Annotated in this window: 14 protein-coding genes and 1 pseudogene; all 15 read left to right on the forward strand. The window is 40.4% G+C overall.

What is annotated here, in order from left to right; genetic code table 11:
• The first annotated feature begins 126 nt into the window (after positions 1–126).
• Positions 127–891 (forward strand): ParA family protein, encoded by a 765-nt coding sequence (locus IR083_RS08510; RefSeq protein ID WP_006798791.1) that lies wholly within the window; start codon positions 127–129, stop codon positions 889–891.
• 35 nt (positions 892–926) lie between these two features.
• Positions 927–1,835: a ParB/RepB/Spo0J family partition protein gene (locus IR083_RS08515; protein ID WP_006798792.1), complete on the forward strand. Its 909-nt coding sequence runs from the start codon at positions 927–929 to the stop codon at positions 1,833–1,835.
• Between the two features lie 27 nt (positions 1,836–1,862).
• On the forward strand, positions 1,863–2,546 hold the full coding sequence (locus IR083_RS08520; RefSeq protein WP_194223959.1) for a DUF5683 domain-containing protein: 684 nt from the start codon (positions 1,863–1,865) through the stop codon (positions 2,544–2,546).
• A gap of 58 nt (positions 2,547–2,604) precedes the next feature.
• A pseudogene (locus IR083_RS08525) lies at positions 2,605–3,858 on the forward strand (transglycosylase SLT domain-containing protein); the annotation flags it as partial.
• 774 nt (positions 3,859–4,632) lie between these two features.
• Positions 4,633–6,885: a RelA/SpoT family protein gene (locus tag IR083_RS08530; protein WP_194223961.1), complete on the forward strand. Its 2,253-nt coding sequence runs from the start codon at positions 4,633–4,635 to the stop codon at positions 6,883–6,885.
• 142 nt (positions 6,886–7,027) lie between these two features.
• A complete protein-coding gene (rimP, locus tag IR083_RS08535) occupies positions 7,028–7,495 on the forward strand; it encodes a ribosome assembly cofactor RimP (protein WP_006798796.1) in 468 nt (155 codons plus the stop codon).
• A gap of 5 nt (positions 7,496–7,500) precedes the next feature.
• On the forward strand, positions 7,501–8,763 hold the full coding sequence (gene nusA, locus IR083_RS08540) for a transcription termination factor NusA (RefSeq protein ID WP_006798797.1): 1,263 nt from the start codon (positions 7,501–7,503) through the stop codon (positions 8,761–8,763).
• 124 nt (positions 8,764–8,887) lie between these two features.
• Positions 8,888–11,779: a translation initiation factor IF-2 gene (infB, locus tag IR083_RS08545; protein WP_194223962.1), complete on the forward strand. Its 2,892-nt coding sequence runs from the start codon at positions 8,888–8,890 to the stop codon at positions 11,777–11,779.
• Between the two features lie 203 nt (positions 11,780–11,982).
• Positions 11,983–12,501 (forward strand): OmpH family outer membrane protein, encoded by a 519-nt coding sequence (locus IR083_RS08550; protein WP_194223963.1) that lies wholly within the window; start codon positions 11,983–11,985, stop codon positions 12,499–12,501.
• 185 nt (positions 12,502–12,686) lie between these two features.
• Complete coding sequence (locus IR083_RS08555) at positions 12,687–13,436, forward strand: N-acetyltransferase (protein ID WP_194223964.1); 750 nt, start codon at positions 12,687–12,689, stop codon at positions 13,434–13,436.
• A 127-nt stretch (positions 13,437–13,563) separates the two neighbouring features.
• A complete protein-coding gene (gene murI / locus IR083_RS08560; RefSeq protein ID WP_006798801.1) occupies positions 13,564–14,391 on the forward strand; it encodes a glutamate racemase in 828 nt (275 codons plus the stop codon).
• Between the two features lie 21 nt (positions 14,392–14,412).
• Entirely contained in the window at positions 14,413–15,483 is a 1,071-nt protein-coding gene (gene dinB / locus IR083_RS08565; protein ID WP_194223965.1) for a DNA polymerase IV, read from the forward strand.
• Between the two features lie 79 nt (positions 15,484–15,562).
• On the forward strand, positions 15,563–15,778 hold the full coding sequence (locus IR083_RS08570) for a hypothetical protein (RefSeq protein WP_044215505.1): 216 nt from the start codon (positions 15,563–15,565) through the stop codon (positions 15,776–15,778).
• Positions 15,775–16,218 (forward strand): nucleoside deaminase, encoded by a 444-nt coding sequence (locus IR083_RS08575; RefSeq protein WP_006798803.1) that lies wholly within the window; start codon positions 15,775–15,777, stop codon positions 16,216–16,218. Before IR083_RS08570 ends, IR083_RS08575 begins: the two co-directional genes overlap by 4 nt.
• A gap of 150 nt (positions 16,219–16,368) precedes the next feature.
• Positions 16,369–17,073 (forward strand): NigD-like protein, encoded by a 705-nt coding sequence (locus IR083_RS08580; RefSeq protein ID WP_194223966.1) that lies wholly within the window; start codon positions 16,369–16,371, stop codon positions 17,071–17,073.
• Position 17,074: the final 1 nt, after the last annotated feature.

The following is a 17,074-nucleotide window of genomic DNA, read 5'->3' on the forward strand; positions in this document are numbered from 1 at the left end:
TATTGCCCTTATTTATTAACAATCAGGCAGACTTTTCAACAAGATATACATTGTTACACAAATTTAACACTCACTTCCTGTTTTTTATTATTTAATTTGTCATCAAAAAAATATTAATAGCTTTTTATGGGAAAAATAATCGCATTAGCCAACCAAAAAGGCGGCGTAGGAAAAACAACAACTACAATCAATCTGGCGGCATCTTTGGCAGCTCTTGAGAAAAAAGTATTGGTAGTCGATGCAGATCCGCAGGCCAACGCCTCTTCGGGTTTGGGCATTGATATTAAAAAAGTAAATAAGACTATCTACGAATGCCTGATCGGCGCAGCCTCTCCGCAAGAAGCGATCGTATCCACAGAGATAGAACGGCTTTATGTATTACCATCCCATATCAATCTGGTAGGGGCTGAACTGGAAATGCTGAATGTGGAAAACAGGGAGAAGCAATTGCGGGAAGTTCTTGTTCCGCTCAAACCTGATTATGACTATATTCTGATAGACTGTTCTCCTTCATTAGGACTGATAACCGTAAATGCCCTTACTGCGGCAGACTCGATCATTATACCTGTACAATGTGAATATTTTGCACTGGAAGGAATCAGTAAATTACTTAATACAATAAAAATAATTAAAAATAAGCTGAACCCCGCCCTCGAAATAGAAGGCTTCCTTCTCACCATGTATGATGCTCGTTTGCGTCTGGCCAACCAGATATATGAAGAAGTGAAAAGCCATTTCCAGGAACTGGTTTTCACTACTGTAATACAGCGGAATGTGAAGCTTAGCGAATCGCAAAGCTTTGCCCAACCGGTGCTTGTTTATGATGCAGCATCGAAAGGTTCTGTAAATCATATGCAGCTGGCACAAGAACTTATTGAGAAAAATTCTTAACTTTGCTTTCCTGATTAAATACTTAATAAATTGTTATGGCTAAGAAAATGGTGCTAGGAAGAGGGTTGGACGCCCTTATTACCATTGATGAAGTAAAAACCGAAGGCTCCTCTTCAATCAACGAAATAGAGTTATCCAAAATACAGGTAAACCCTGATCAGCCCCGGCATGTATTCGATGAAGAAGCATTGCAGGAACTGGCAGCATCTATTCGTCAGATAGGAGTTATCCAACCCATAACATTGCGCAAGATAGACGATGATTTATATCAGATCATAGCAGGAGAACGACGTTACAGGGCATCTTCAATTGCCGGATTAAGTTCAATCCCTGCATATATCCGTACAGCCGAAGATGAAACTGTAATGGAGATGGCACTGATAGAGAATATCCAGCGTGAAGACCTGAACTCCATAGAAATTGCACTGGCCTACCAGAATCTTATCGAAGCATATGATCTCACACAGGAGCGCCTCAGTGAGCGCATTGGTAAAAAGAGAACGACCATAGCCAATTATCTGCGCCTGTTAAAATTACCGGCTGAGATACAAATGGGTATCAGAGACAAGAAAATAGATATGGCGCATGCACGTACTCTGGTCACACTAGAGGACGCTGCGGCACAATTGGAAGTTTACGAACTGATACTTGAAGAAGGTTTATCTGTAAGGAAAGTAGAAGAATACGTAAGAGCAATAGCCAAAGGGGAAAAGCTGGAAGACTTGCTCAAAGAAGAAAAAGTAGTAGAAACAGTTAAAAAATCAGGAGTAAAAAAAGCTACTCCCGAAGAATTTGAGATACTTAAGACTCACTTATCGAAATTCTTCTCCACCAAGGTACAACTCACCTGTAACGATAAGGGAAAGGGGAAGATAAGTATTCCGTTCAAAACGGAAGAAGAGCTGGAGAGGATTATTTCGATATTTGACCAATTGAAAAAATAAAACGAGGTATTTTCCGTAATATTATATATGAGGAGAGGTTTATTTATTTGTATATGGTGCATATTAGGAGGGATGCTGCTTCCACTGAATGCACAAGAACCTCAAGTTCAGGATTCAGTGCTTCGTTCAGACGGCAAACGTTTACCCGCCGATACTATAAAACCGTTGATAAGCGAGAAAGCTGTGGTTTTAGTGGATTCGGTAATTACAATAAGTAAACATGAATTTAAACCCGATTCGAAAAAAGCAGTCATATATTCTGCTATTTTTCCGGGATTAGGACAATTTTATAATCGCAAGTACTGGAAACTGCCGATTGTATATGGAGGAGCGCTCGGACTCACTTATGCCATTACATGGAATGGGCGGGTATACAATGATTACAATCAGGCATTCCGGGATTTAGTAACAGGTTCCGGTACCAGTTATACGAATTATTTAAGACCTGGACAAACTGTCGACGACTATGGCCGCGACAGACTACAATCGGCTCTGAAGAGCAAAAAGGATTTCTATAGAAGAAACAGGGACTTGGCCATTATCGCGGCCGTGGGTGTGTATGCGCTATGCATGATCGATGCTTATGTAGATGCGCAATTGTATGATTTTGATATGTCACCGGATCTCTCCATGAGAGTTACACCAGTATTCTGGCCACCGACATCTTATTCTAAAGCCTCGGTAGGGCTTCAATGTAGTATAAATTTTTAAACTTGCAGAAATCTCACTTTATGTGAAGCTCTGCAAATACCATAAAGGAACACTTATGCTGAAAAAACTAATAATCACAGGGCTTTTCCTTTCCAGTACATTTATCGTATTCGGACAGTCCGGTCGTAAAGAATTGTCGGCACGTGATACAATAACCGACAGGTCGATAATATATCCGGCAGACATGGAACGCAACTACGATGAACTGCTAAAAAACTGGAGTAATAATGTAAAATATGGTGATGATTGCCGTTCGAATGACGACAGTGCCGTATTGTTCAATGATTCTGTTTATATACACAGGTTATATTCTTTACCGACTAAGATGGAGCTGGTATTTAACCCCGTTGTGCGCGACTATATAGAAATGTATGCAGGTCGTCGCCGCAATCAGGTCAGCTATATGCTGGGGCAGGGTAAATACTACTTCCCTCTCTTCGAACAAGCATTGGACAAAGAAGGCTTACCTCTGGAACTTAAATACCTTCCGGTAATCGAATCAGCCCTTAACCCGATCGCTCGCTCCAGAGTCGGTGCTACAGGTTTATGGCAATTCATGGCCCCTACAGGTAAGATGTACGACCTGGAGATAAACAGCCTTGTAGACGAACGCCGCGACCCTCTTAAATCGACAGATGCAGCAGCCAGATATCTGAAAGACTTATACGGAATCTATGGAGACTGGAATCTGGTAATTGCAGCCTACAACTGTGGTCCGGGTAATGTAAACAAAGCAATCCGCCGTAGTGGAGGACAAACTGATTACTGGGCTATCTATCCCTACCTGCCACGGGAGACGAGAGGCTATGTTCCGGCTTTTATAGCAGCTACATATATAATGAATTATTACGACGAGCATAATATCTGCCCTGCCGAATGTAAAAACCCGGCTTCGATAGATTCTCTGATGATTGATAAGAATGTTCATTTCCAACAGATAGCAGACAACCTGAACGTATCGGTAGATGATTTACGTCAATTCAACCCTCAGTTTAAGAGCGACATCATACCGGGCGATTACAAACACTATTCTTTGAACCTTCCTATCGATAAACTTTCCTTATTTCTGGATAAGAAAGATGATATCTATACATATAAAGCTGACCAGTATCTGACTCATCGTAAAGTAGCAGGTGTTGACGCAGTGGGTGGTAACAGAGCTGCCGGCAACGCAATCACATACAGAGTCAAAAGAGGAGATACATTAGCACGCCTGGCCAGCCGGTATGGAGTTACATCCAGCCAGATAAAACAATGGAACAATCTTGCTTCAAACAAATTAACAGTAGGCAGACGCCTGAAAATTTATAAGCCGGAGGAACCATCCTCAGAAGAACTACTGGCATCAAGCAATACATCATCCGACACCACAGTCGTTTCTGTATCAGGCTTAACCAGAACTGTTTCCGTTCCGAAAGAAACTACTACTTATTATAAGATACGTAAAGGCGATACATGGGCAGGCATAGCAAAAAAGAACGGAGTATCAGTCACCGAACTAAAAGGCTGGAACCGCTCAAACAAACTAATTGCCGGAAAACAACTAAAAATACAGAAGATAGAATATGTAGAAATTCAAGAAGCTGTGAAACTTCCTGAACCGGAACTACCAACAGTAATCATTGATTCAACCTACACTGCGGATTTGATTGACGGTTATTTAAAGAAAATTGTGCGCGACGAATCCACACTACCTCGCGTCAGAATATCTACGACCGACTCTGACGATTCGGACAGAAAAAATGCTGATGATTCAAAAATAATTTATCACAAAGTAAAAATAGGGGAAACCATCACTCAAATTGCAGCCCGTTACAATGTCACTAAAAAAGACATCATAACATGGAACAAGCTATCATCCAATATGGCAAAGGTAGGACAACGCCTATTGATACTTCTTCCCGAACAGAATAACAGCGTTCAAACCAGTGATGGAACGCAAGCCAATACAGAAAATAAATCACTTACTGCAACGAATATGTAAGTAATTATAAAATAATCTAATGGTTAAATCAATTTTTATTATGATGCGAATAGCTCTTAATTAAAATTGATTTTACTATTTTTGTTTCCTTACTCAAAACTTATGGCAAAAGAGGATACGCATACTCAGGATGATATTTTAATCGAGCAGGAATTTAATGCTCTTATCGACGATTACCTAAAGACTAACCATAGGCGTAAAGTCGAAATTATAACAAAAGCTTTTCTTTTCGCAAAGGAAGCCCATAAGGGTGCGCGTCGTCGTTCTGGAGAGCCTTATATACTACATCCTATTTCTGTAGCCCGTATTGTCTGTGGTGAGATCGGACTTGGATCAACATCCATCTGCGCAGCATTGCTGCACGATGTAGTGGAAGATACGGAATACACTGTCGAAGACATGAAAGTGCTCTTTGGAGATAAAATAGCGCAGATCGTAGACGGACTCACTAAAATATCGAGCGGCATGTTCGGAGAGAATGTATCAGCTCAGGCCGAAAACTTCCGCAAGCTATTGCTCACCATGTCGGATGATATACGTGTGATACTGGTCAAAATAGCAGACCGCCTTCATAATATGCGCACATTGGGCTCCATGGCTCCTGCCAAACAGTATAAGATTGCAGGAGAGACAATGTATATATACGCTCCACTGGCCCATCGTTTGGGCCTGTTCGCTATAAAGACAGAACTGGAAGAGCTCAGTTTCAAATGGGAAAACCCCGAGGTATATAAGGATATCCAATATAAACTACAGGCAACTTATAAAATAAGATCGGATGTTTATCAGCATTTTGCCAAACCTGTGGTTGACAAACTTAACGAACTCGGCTTTAAATACGAGATCAGAGCACGCGAAAAGTCGGTCTATTCCATCTGGAATAAAATGCAGGCGAAAGGTGTTCCATTTGAAGAAATATATGATATTTTCGCAGTCCGTATCATTTTTGAGAATGAACCGGGCATAGATGAAAAAAAACGATGTTGGGATATATATTCGGTCATAACAGACATTTATAAACTTCGCCCCGACAGAATCAGGGATTGGGTGAGCCGCCCAAAGGCAAACGGATATCAGGCACTACACCTCACCGTAATGGGCCCTGACGGGCAATGGATAGAAATACAAATACGCAGCCGGCGCATGGACGACATTGCTGAAAAAGGATTCGCCGCACACTGGAAATACAAAGAAGGAAAAATAGAAGAAGATACAGAACTGGATAAATGGCTGAAAACCATTAAAGAAATATTGGAAAGCCCGAGTCCGAATGCGATGGACTTCCTTGACACGATAAAGCTAAATCTATACTCACAGGAGATCTTTGTTTTCACACCAAAAGGAGAGATAAGAACTTTAGCGCAAGGGGCAACAGCCCTTGACTTTGCCTATGATCTGCATTCAGACATCGGAGACCATTGTATAGGTGCTAAAGTCAACCATAAGCTGGTCCCTCTCAGTGAGAAACTAAATAGCGGGGATCAGGTCGAAATCCTTACTTCGAAATCACAAGTGCCAAAATACGAGTGGCTTGGTCTGGTAACAACAGCCAAAGCGCGTACGAAGATAGAATATGCTCTCAGGAAGCATAAAAGAGAAGTCGCCAAACAAGGTGAAGAACTCTTAATCAAGGCACTCGAAGGTACAACAATTGAGTTGACTCCTGCAATCATGGACCAGATGCTGGATTATTATCAGAAACAGACTAAAGAAGACTTATACTACGCAATCGGCAATAACGATATTTCCCTTCCTCAAAAAATAGAAAAGTTATTGACCTTAAAAAAACAAAACTCCGATAATGTTTTAGTCAAATATATGAAGCAGGCTTTCCATGCTGTAAAAAAGGCAGATAAAGACAAAGCCGAAAAGCCGCTGGAATACGAACAAATAAATCCTAAAAAAACATATATCCTCGAAGAAGATTCTTTTAATAAAAACTTCAGAATGCCTACCTGCTGCAATCCTATACCAGGAGATAAAGTATTCGGTTATCTGAATGACGATAACGAGGTAGACGTACACAGCATACATTGTCCGGTAGGGCTGAAACTGAAAGCCAGCCACGGAGACAAAATTGTAAATCTGGAATGGGGCAGTTATACGCAATTTCCTTTTCTTACCTCTATTATTGTTACAGGTATAGACAGGATGGGAATGCTGAATGATATAACTAAGGTTATCACTGCCGGATCATTAAATATCAAAGGAATGAACATTGAGTCTAATGATGGAGTATTCGAAGGACGGATAATTGTTTATGTACATGATGTGAACGATTTACAAACATTGTGTTCCCGTATAGCTAAAATAAAAGGTGTAAAAGCAGTAAACAGAAAACAAAGTGGCGCTTGAATATTGTATCACGGATAAGAAAAGTAAAGATGCTAAGTTATTTATTATCAAAATTTGGTATAAAAAATTATTTTCACTACTTTTGTAATCGAAATAGAGGGAGAGGAGGCCGTGGCTTCCTCTTTGTTGTTCTTAAAAACAAATGATAGATAAAGATTTTATAAAAGATGTAGCGGACAAATTTTTGCAGGAAACACCGATGTTTCTTGTAGATGTTACTGTCAGACCCGGTAATATTATTGTTGTGGAAATAGACAGCGATGATAGTATCGGCATCGATGATTGCATTGCGCTCAGCCGTGACATAGAGTCCAGATTGGATAGAGAAGCCGAAGATTTCGAATTGGAAGTAGGTTCTGCCGGTGTTACATCTCCCTTCAAGATACCCCGTCAATATAAAAAAAATGAGGGTAACGAAGTCGAAGTTCTTACAAAAGCAGGACAAAAACTTTCCGGCGTACTTAAAACTTCCGACAACAACGGATTTGTAATAACTATTACCAAAATGGTAAAACCGGAAGGTGCAAAAAAGAAAACGGCATTGGAAGAAGATCTTTCATTTGCCTATGACGAAGTGAAATATACAAAATACTTAATACGATTTAAATAACTGTTATGGCTAAAAAGGAAGTTATTAGTATGATCGATACTTTTTCAGAATTTAAGGAACTGAAAAATATCGACAGGATGACAATGATAAGCGTTCTTGAAGACTCGTTTCGCAATGTAATAGCAAAACTCTTCGGATCGAATGACAATTATGATGTTATTATCAATCCTGATAAAGGAGACCTTGAAATATGGCGCAACCGTACAATTGTGGAAGATAGCGAATTAGAGGATGAAAATACTCAGATATCTCTTACGGAAGCCCGAAAAATAGATGAAGATTTTGAGGTAGGCGAAGATGTTACTGACGAAGTTTTCTTCGAAGACTTTGGCCGTCGTGCTATCCTGAATCTGCGCCAGACACTGACTTCGAAAATACTGGAACTCCAGAAAGAGGGCCTGTATAACCGTTATAAAGAAAAAATCGGTGAAATAGTATCCGGTGAAGTATATCAGATTTGGAAAAAAGAAATACTACTTCTCGATGATGAAAAAGAAGAACTTCTTTTGCCCAAGACAGAACAGATACCAAGCGACTTCTTCCGCAAAGGCGAACATGTACGCGCAGTGGTAGAAAGAGTAGAAAACAAGAATAACAACCCTAAGATTATTTTATCACGTACATCTCCCGTATTCCTCGAAAGACTGCTTGAGATTGAAGTGCCTGAAATAAACGACGGATTGATAACAATAAAGAACATTGCCCGCATACCCGGAGAAAGAGCAAAAGTCGCCGTGGAATCATACGACGACCGCATCGACCCTGTCGGAGCCTGCGTGGGGATGAAAGGTTCACGTATACATGGTATCGTTCGTGAGTTGCGTAACGAAAACATCGATATCATCAACTATACGCCTAACATGAGTTTGTATATCCAGCGCGCCCTTAGCCCGGCCAAAATAACCTCTGTAAAACTGAATGAGGAAGAGAAACGTGCCGAAGTGCTGCTTCGTCCCGAAGAAGTATCCCTGGCTATCGGTAAAGGAGGTTTCAACATCAAGTTGGCAAGCATGCTCACAGGTTACACCATCGATGTATATCGTGACATTGACGACTTTGACGAAGAAGATATCTATCTGGATGAGTTCCGCGATGAAATTGACGGTTGGGTTATCGACCAATTGAAGAAAATCGGCTGTGTTACAGCCAAGAATGTACTGGCAGCAGACAGGGACAAGCTTATACAAGAAGCAGACCTTGAAGAAGATACAGTGGACGAAATATTAGATATTTTGCGTGCAGAATTTGACGATGAAAGTAAGTCCTGATTTGGTTATTCGCTGATTTCTTAATACTTTTGTATCCGGAGCATCCCGGCAGAATTTACCATTCATGCAAATTATAAGAATATTTACGGGTTCACTGTCCATTTTTTTGATTTAAAAAGAGAATATGTCTATAAGATTAATAAAAATATCCAAAGATTTGAATGTAGGGATCAGCAGTCTGGTTGAATTCCTGCATAAAAAAGGATTTGATGTAGAATCAAATCCCAATGCAAAAGTTGACGGTGAACAACATGAATTACTTGTGAAAGAATTCGGTAATAATGCTGACCTTGAAGCTCTTCTCAGAAATCGTAAAGAAAGAGAGAGAGAGGTTCTGGCCCCTAAAGAAGCAGAGGATGTTGCTCCTAAAAAACAAGAACCTGAAGAAATTGTAACAGAAGTTCCCGAATCTTTCAAACCACATTTACAAGTTGTGGATAAAATAGATCTGGATGCACTAAACAAACCTAAAAAGACAGAGGTAAAAGAAGAAGTGGTCATTGAACCGGAAGTAGTCGTTGTTGAGCCTGTTGCTGAGCCAAAGGTAGAGACACCTCTCCCCGAGCCTACACCTCTTCCCGAACCTGAACCTGTCATTAAAAAAGAAGAAGTAAAAGAAGAACCTGTGTTGATAGTAGAAAAAAAAGAAGAAGAGCCGAAAGTTTCCACTCCGGTTGTAACACCACCGGTAGTTGAAGAAGAAAAAGAAGAGGACGATATTTTCAGACTCAACAAAACTACAATCAAATCGAATATTGTGGTTAAAGGTTCCATCGACCTTAGTTCGATCAATGACAAGACTCGTCCTGCCAAGAAGACAAAAGCAGAGAAGAAAAAAGAACGTCTTGAGAAAGAGCAACAAGATCAGAAAAAGGTAAAAGAAAATACCGTTCGTCTGTTGAAAAAAGAAACCGACGAAGAAGCAAAAAAACGGAAAGCAAGTAGCGATGAAGCAGAAGATGCCGCTAAGAAAAAACGCAACCGTATAAAGCGAGGTAAAGTAGATATTGAAAAAGGAGTTCCTCCTCAAGGCGGAGCGGGCAGCGGGCAGCATCATGGTGGTGGCGACCGTACCAAGCATAATCTGCGTAAACCTATCGTTAAGCAGGCTGTGAACGAAGAAGACGTTCAAAAGCAAATAAAAGAAACATTAGCCCGTCTGACCGGAAAAGGTGGAAAAAACAAGGGTGCAAAGTACAGAAAAGAAAAGCGTGATGCTTTCTCCCAAAAATACCAGGAAGAACTGGAAATGCAGGAGCAAGAAAGCAAAACCCTTAAAATCACAGAATTCGTAACAGCGAATGATCTGGCAAACATGATGAATGTTCCAGTAGTGAAAGTTATCTCCACTTGTATGAGCATCGGTATCATGGTGTCAATCAATCAGCGTCTGGATGCGGAGACTATCAATATCGTCGCTGAAGAATTCGGATTTAAAACAGAATATGTAAGTGCAGAAGTCGTTGAAGCCATCAACGAAGAGGAAGATAATGCAGAAGATCTGGAACCTCGTGCGCCGATTGTTACAGTAATGGGACACGTAGACCACGGTAAGACTTCATTACTCGACACTATCCGTCAGACCAACGTTATCGCCGGCGAAGCAGGGGGAATCACCCAGCATATCGGGGCATACAACGTTAAACTGAAATCGGGACGCCGTATCACATTCCTGGATACTCCCGGACACGAAGCCTTTACGGCGATGCGTGCGCGCGGTGCAAAAGTGACAGATATCGCAATTATCATTGTGGCTGCCGACGACAATGTCATGCCACAGACGGTAGAGGCAATCAATCATGCTTCTGCGGCTGGTGTGCCTATCGTTTTTGCGATAAACAAAATAGATAAACCGGGTGCAAACCCCGAAAAGATAAAGGAAACCCTTGCCGGAATGAATTATCTGGTAGAAGACTGGGGTGGAAAATACCAGTCTCAGGATATTTCAGCTAAACAAGGCTTAGGGGTAGATGAATTATTGGAAAAGGTACTTCTCGAAGCAGAATTACTTGACCTGAAAGCAAATCCTAACAGAAGAGCGACAGGTTCGGTTATTGAATCTTCCCTGGATAAAGGTAGAGGATACTTATCCACAGTACTTGTTGAGAACGGTACTCTCAAGAAAGGAGATATTGTTCTTGCAGGAACATACTTCGGCCGTGTAAAAGCAATGTTCAATGAACGTAATGCCAGCATAGATGCAGCAGCTCCGGCAGCTCCGGCTCTGATACTAGGATTGAATGGCGCACCACAGGCAGGAGACATATTCCATGTGCTGGAAACAGAGCAGGAAGCTCGTGAAATTGCAACAAAACGCGAGCAATTGCAGCGCGAACAAGGTCTCCGAACACAAAAGATACTTACACTCGACGATATAGGACGCCGCATCGCTATCGGAAACTTCCAGCAGTTGAATGTAATCGTTAAAGGTGATGTGGACGGTTCGGTAGAAGCCCTTTCAGACTCCCTGATCAGATTATCGACTGAAGAAATACAGGTAAATGTAATCCATAAAGCTGTTGGTCAGATATCCGAATCGGATATTGTACTGGCTGCAGCCTCCGATGCCATTATTATCGGATTCCAGGTGCGCCCTTCACAGGCAGCCCGCAGGGCAGCAGAAAAAGACGGCGTTGAAATTCGTTTGTATTCTATTATATACGATGCTATCGAAGAGGTCAAATCCGCTATGGAAGGTATGCTTTCTCCTGAAATAAAAGAAGTATTAACCGGATATGTGGAAGTACGCGAGGTGTTCAAGATCACAAAAGTCGGTACAGTTGCAGGATGTATGGTCAAAGAGGGTAAACTCAAGAGAGCCAACAAAATACGACTCATACGCGATGGTATTGTTATCTACTCCGGAGAACTGGGTTCACTGAAACGTTTCAAAGACGATGTGAAGGAAGTTGCGGCCGGATATGAGTGCGGTTTGAATATCCATAATTATAATGATATAAAAATAGGTGACGTTATTGAACCTTTTGAAGAAATAGAGGTAAAGAAAACATTGTAATTAAAAAATATTACATATCTTTGTACCAATTATGAAATAACCTAAGAAAAACCAATTGATAGTTGTTGACAAGCAATCTTGCCTTGAAAGTCGGTGGTACTAACCATGCCACCGAAACACACAACTATCAACAGGTTTAGAGGTTAATCCGTTTCTTCGTCAGATTATATAAGTTGTGTTACTACAAAACAGCAATTATCGTGATGAAAAAAATCATTTTAATTTCAATTATTGCCCTTTTACTCCTTTTTGTGGAGAATACTGTTGCCCAGACTGTGCAGCAAATAGCCTTTGTAAATTCAAATGAACTTCTGGAAGCAATACCCGATAAGGTAACTGCCACAAATACAATCAATGATTTGAATAAAAAGTACAAAGACGAACTGCAAGTGATGCAGAATGATTATAATAAAAAATATTCCGATTTTATTTCATATCAGAACTCGATGGCGGACAATGTACGTCTTCGCCGTATGCAGGAGTTGTATGAGCTGGAACGCCAGATAAACAACTTTATGAAAGTAGCACAAGACGATATCCAGAATCAGGAACAGATCCTGATCGCACCTTTACGCAAGAAAGTAAAAGATGCCATATATCAGGTAGGAATAGAGCAAGGCTTTGTTTGCATTTATGATCTGGCTAATCCGGCCATAGCATTTGTTACACCGGATGCTACAAATGCAACCGCTTTGGTAAAACAAAAATTGGGAGTAAAGTAAAACTATAGCATACAAATAATAACAATAAATGCTTCTGTGTACAGAGGCATTTATTGTTTCTAGTGGTGGCATTAACTAGTTTGTACAAATTCACTATATTTATACCTCATAATCTATGTGAAATAATAACAGAGTCACACAATTACAACCTGCTAACTAATAATATCTAATTTGAGATAGTACACATGGATACTGATTTTATAAACATAACAACAGAAAATCTTTCATCTGAGCATTTTTGCTGCATTATCCGAAGCAAAAAGGAACATCAGGGCGTTGAAGCAAAGCGACAATGGCTCTCTGCCCGGCTAAATGAAGGGCATGTATTTAGAAAGCTAAATGCAAAGGCCACCGTCTTTATTGAATACGCCCCTCTCGAAACAGCCTGGGTTCCCGTAACAGGAGACAACTATTATTATGTGTATTGTTTATGGGTTTTAGGTAGTGATAAAGGAAAAGGGTATGGAAAATTCCTGATGGAATATTGCTTGGCTGATGCCAGAGAAAAAGGCAAATCCGGCATTTGCATGCTTGGAGCCAAAAAGCAGAAATCATGGCTTTCCGACCAATCATTTGCAAAGAAATTTGGCTTTGAGGTTGTTGACACCACTGATAATGGGTATGAATTGCTTGCACTTTCTTTTGACGGAACAACTCCAAAATTCACCCAGAATGCTAAGAGTCAAAAAATTGGGAATAAAGAGTTAACAATCTATTATGATATGCAATGCCCTTTTATCTGTCAAAACATTGAGATGATAAAACAGTATTGTGAAACGAATAACATTCCCGCATACCTAATCCAGATAGATACACTACAAAAAGCAAAGGAATTACCTTGTGTCTTCAATAATTACGGCGTGTTCTATAAAGGAAATTTTGAAACTGTGAATTTGTTAGATATTGCCTACTTAGAGAGAATACTCAAAAAGTGAAAACAGTTTATCAACCTGCAATTAACGAATGCTAAAGAATGGCTATAAATGAAGGCTAAAAGGATTCTTGATTAATTATTATCCATTCTTAATTATTTTCTATCTTTGAATCACTAAATCATTATATATGCTTAAAGTTGGACCTATCGGTGTGTTTGATTCAGGCTACGGGGGATTGACCATTCTTTCTGAGATACAGTCGTTAATGCCTGAATACGACTATTGTTACCTCGGGGATAATTCGCGTGCCCCATACGGCTCGCGCTCTTTCGATGTTGTATATGAATTTACCAAGCAAGCCGTACTGAGCCTGTTCGATATGGGTTGCAATCTGGTAATACTGGCATGCAACACAGCATCAGCAAAGGCTCTGCGCACAATCCAACAGAAAGATTTGCCTCACATAGATCCGGATAAAAGGGTATTGGGTGTTATCCGCCCCACGGCCGAGATTATAGGGCCTATAACCCAAAGCAGGCATGTTGGGATTTTAGGTACGACCGGAACCATACAATCCGAATCGTATTCTATAGAAATCAATAAACTTTTCCCGGATATTAAAGTATCAGGCGAAGCATGCCCCATGTGGGTGCCTCTGGTCGAAAACAGAGAGTATGAAAATGAAGGAGCGGATTACTTCATCAAGAAGAATCTCTCAAATATCCTCTCTAAAGACCCGCAGATAGATACACTTATACTGGGATGTACCCATTACCCTATTCTTCTGAATAAAATAAAATCATTCCTGCCGGATGGTGTAACAGCCATAGCCCAAGGCGAATATATCGCCCGTAGTCTGCAAGATTATCTGCATCGCCACCCCGAAATGGACAAAGTATGTACCAAGGGCAGTGTAACAAAATATTATACAACAGAATCGCCCCAAAAATTCTCAGAAGCCGCGACAATATTCTTGAATAAAGACATTGAGGTAAACCGGATCACCCTGGAATAGAAAAATGATCTATTTTTAAGCATGCGTAAGATAATCCATATAGACATGGATGCCTTCTATGCTTCTATCGAACAACGTGATAATAAAGAGTATAGGGGAAAACCTTTGGCTGTAGGATATTCAGGGCCGAGGGGAGTCGTTGCTGCGGCCAGTTATGAAGCCCGGAGGTATGGGGTGCGTTCGGCAATGGCTTCTAAAACGGCATTGAGAAAATGTCCTCAATTGATATTCGTTCCCGCCCGTTTCGATGTCTATAAGTCTGTATCCCGGCAGATAATGGAAATATTCCATGAATACACTGACCTCGTTGAACCCTTGTCTCTCGATGAAGCCTTTCTGGATGTGACCGAAAACAATAAGAATATTCCATCTGCAACACAGATAGCACAAGAGATCAAACAAAAAATATTAGAGGCCACCCGACTAACTGCTTCAGCCGGAGTATCATTCAATAAGTTTCTTGCCAAAATAGCCTCAGACCAGAATAAGCCGGACGGGTTATTTGTTGTCAGGCCTAAAAATGCAGAACAGTTTGTAGAAACATTAGCTATCGAACAATTTTTCGGAGTGGGTAAAGTCACTGCTAAACGGATGCATCAATTAGGTATAAAAAACGGATGGGATCTGAAACAACGTTCCGAAAATGAATTAATAGCCGTTTTCGGGAAAGCAGGACATATTTATTTCCAAAATGCACGGGCTATAGACGACCGCCCGGTAGAATCGCAACGGATAAGAAAATCAATGAGTTCAGAAACTACTTTTGAACATGATATCGATAATCTCGAAGAGTTGGCCTTAATTCTGGATGAAGTTGCCCGGGATGCATTTCACGACATTGAAAGAAAGAAATTCAAAGCACGGACAGTAACTTTAAAAATAAAGTATGCCGACTTTAAAACGATCACCAGAAGTAAGACTTTTCCAGCGTCAGTGGCAGACTATGAATCCTTCTACAAAGCCGGCTTCGAGCTCCTTCAAAATATAGATTTATCACCTAAAGTGAGGTTAATCGGACTTGGTTTGAAAAACAATGAAGATGAAATGGGATGGGGCGAAGCGATCCAGTTACGCATCAATTTTGAAGACTAAAGTTAAACTACATCGCCAAAACAAAATATTCTCTCGAAAATCCTTTCACATATTGGGATAAGTCCTTATTTTTGCGGTAATGAAACTAAAAAAGAAAGGGCCTCATAGCAACAGGACTAAACATCTTCTTTTTTCGCTCAATGAAGAAGAATATGCACTTATCTCCTCTTATATAAAAAAATATAAGATTGCTAATCGTTCCCGCTGGTGCAGGGAAACTCTCATCGCCCATGTCCTGAAAAATCTCGATCAGGATTACCCTACGCTTTTCGGTGAAAATGAGATGCGCCGATGACTGAGATTCTCACCGACGAACATTATATGAGGCAAGCCCTGAACGAGGCGCAGATTGCTTTCGAAAAGAAGGAAGTGCCCATCGGAGCTGTTATTGTATGCCAAAACAGAATTATTGCACGAGCCCACAACCTGACAGAAACTCTCAATGACGTCACCGCACATGCCGAAATGCAGGCGATTACTGCCGCAGCAAATTTCCTTGGAGGTAAATATCTGACAAATTGTACGCTGTATGTCACATTAGAACCTTGTCCAATGTGTGCCGGGGGACTTCTCTGGTCACAAATACCTAAAGTAGTTTTTGGAGCCAAAGACGAAAAAAAAGGATACTCCCTTTTCTCGCCAAATATACTGCATAACAAAACATCTATAATATCCGGCATTCTGGAGGAAGAATGCGCTTTTCTGTTAAAAGAATTCTTCAGGCAAAAAAGATAATCCGTCATTTTCTTACAGCAAAAGAAAATTCTTAACATTTATTTTGACTTCTCCATGCAACATGGCATACAAATTGCGCATCTAATATATGTGAGCAATTTTATTAGAATTAATCAACCAATTTTATTAAATAAAAAAATGAGAAAGTATATGAAACTATTTTCAGCACTGATTCTATCTTCTGTCTTAGCATTAGGATTCTCTTCATGTCTTGATGACGATGGATATTCTCTTGGTAATTACTGGGAGGACATAGTGACAGTAAAAAAGATAGATGACAATACTTATTCCTTCGTACGGGATAATGGTGACAAACTCTGGGTGGCCGCTCCTGTAGGTCTTAACTTGAAACCTAAGTACGACAGAGCGATAATAAACTATACTATCCTCTCCGATGAGAAAGATGGTTATGACCATTACATCAGACTGAACGATTATTATGATGTACTGACCAAAGGCGTTATTTATATAGCCCCCGACGATCAGGTAAAACAAGACAGTATTGGGAATGATCCTATCAAAGTATATTCCGTTTGGGAAGGCGGCGGATATCTGAATATCAATTTCGGATACAATACCGGAGAAAACAAGCCGCATATGATCAATATGATATCGGCAGAACCGGACTTATCAGTAGACAAAGATATTGTAAAATTAGAATTCAGACATAATATAAATGGTGACGAACCATCACGATATCCGGTTAAAGGTTATGCAAGTTTCGATCTTACACCTTACAAAATCGCAGGGCGTGACAAAGTTACGTTTGAGATAACATCCAAAGATTTTGGAGGAGAAACAAAAACATTTAATATAGAATACAAATACACAGTGGACGAACCACTGGACGAATAAG

The organism is Dysgonomonas sp. GY75 (genome assembly GCF_015234155.1).
Taxonomy (GTDB): Bacteria; Bacteroidota; Bacteroidia; order Bacteroidales; family Dysgonomonadaceae; genus Dysgonomonas; species Dysgonomonas gadei.

Coding starts and splice junctions, on each gene's coding strand:
- IR083_RS08575 (WP_006798803.1), top strand. CDS start 15,775: ATGACTGAGATTCTCACCGACGAACATTATATGAGGCAAGCCCTGAAC.
- infB (WP_194223962.1), top strand. CDS start 8,888: ATGTCTATAAGATTAATAAAAATATCCAAAGATTTGAATGTAGGGATC.
- IR083_RS08510 (WP_006798791.1), top strand. CDS start 127: ATGGGAAAAATAATCGCATTAGCCAACCAAAAAGGCGGCGTAGGAAAA.
- IR083_RS08580 (WP_194223966.1), top strand. CDS start 16,369: ATGAAACTATTTTCAGCACTGATTCTATCTTCTGTCTTAGCATTAGGA.
- IR083_RS08570 (WP_044215505.1), top strand. CDS start 15,563: ATGAAACTAAAAAAGAAAGGGCCTCATAGCAACAGGACTAAACATCTT.
- nusA (WP_006798797.1), top strand. CDS start 7,501: ATGGCTAAAAAGGAAGTTATTAGTATGATCGATACTTTTTCAGAATTT.
- IR083_RS08550 (WP_194223963.1), top strand. CDS start 11,983: ATGAAAAAAATCATTTTAATTTCAATTATTGCCCTTTTACTCCTTTTT.
- murI (WP_006798801.1), top strand. CDS start 13,564: ATGCTTAAAGTTGGACCTATCGGTGTGTTTGATTCAGGCTACGGGGGA.
- IR083_RS08555 (WP_194223964.1), top strand. CDS start 12,687: ATGGATACTGATTTTATAAACATAACAACAGAAAATCTTTCATCTGAG.
- dinB (WP_194223965.1), top strand. CDS start 14,413: ATGCGTAAGATAATCCATATAGACATGGATGCCTTCTATGCTTCTATC.
- rimP (WP_006798796.1), top strand. CDS start 7,028: ATGATAGATAAAGATTTTATAAAAGATGTAGCGGACAAATTTTTGCAG.
- IR083_RS08530 (WP_194223961.1), top strand. CDS start 4,633: ATGGCAAAAGAGGATACGCATACTCAGGATGATATTTTAATCGAGCAG.
- IR083_RS08520 (WP_194223959.1), top strand. CDS start 1,863: ATGAGGAGAGGTTTATTTATTTGTATATGGTGCATATTAGGAGGGATG.
- IR083_RS08515 (WP_006798792.1), top strand. CDS start 927: ATGGCTAAGAAAATGGTGCTAGGAAGAGGGTTGGACGCCCTTATTACC.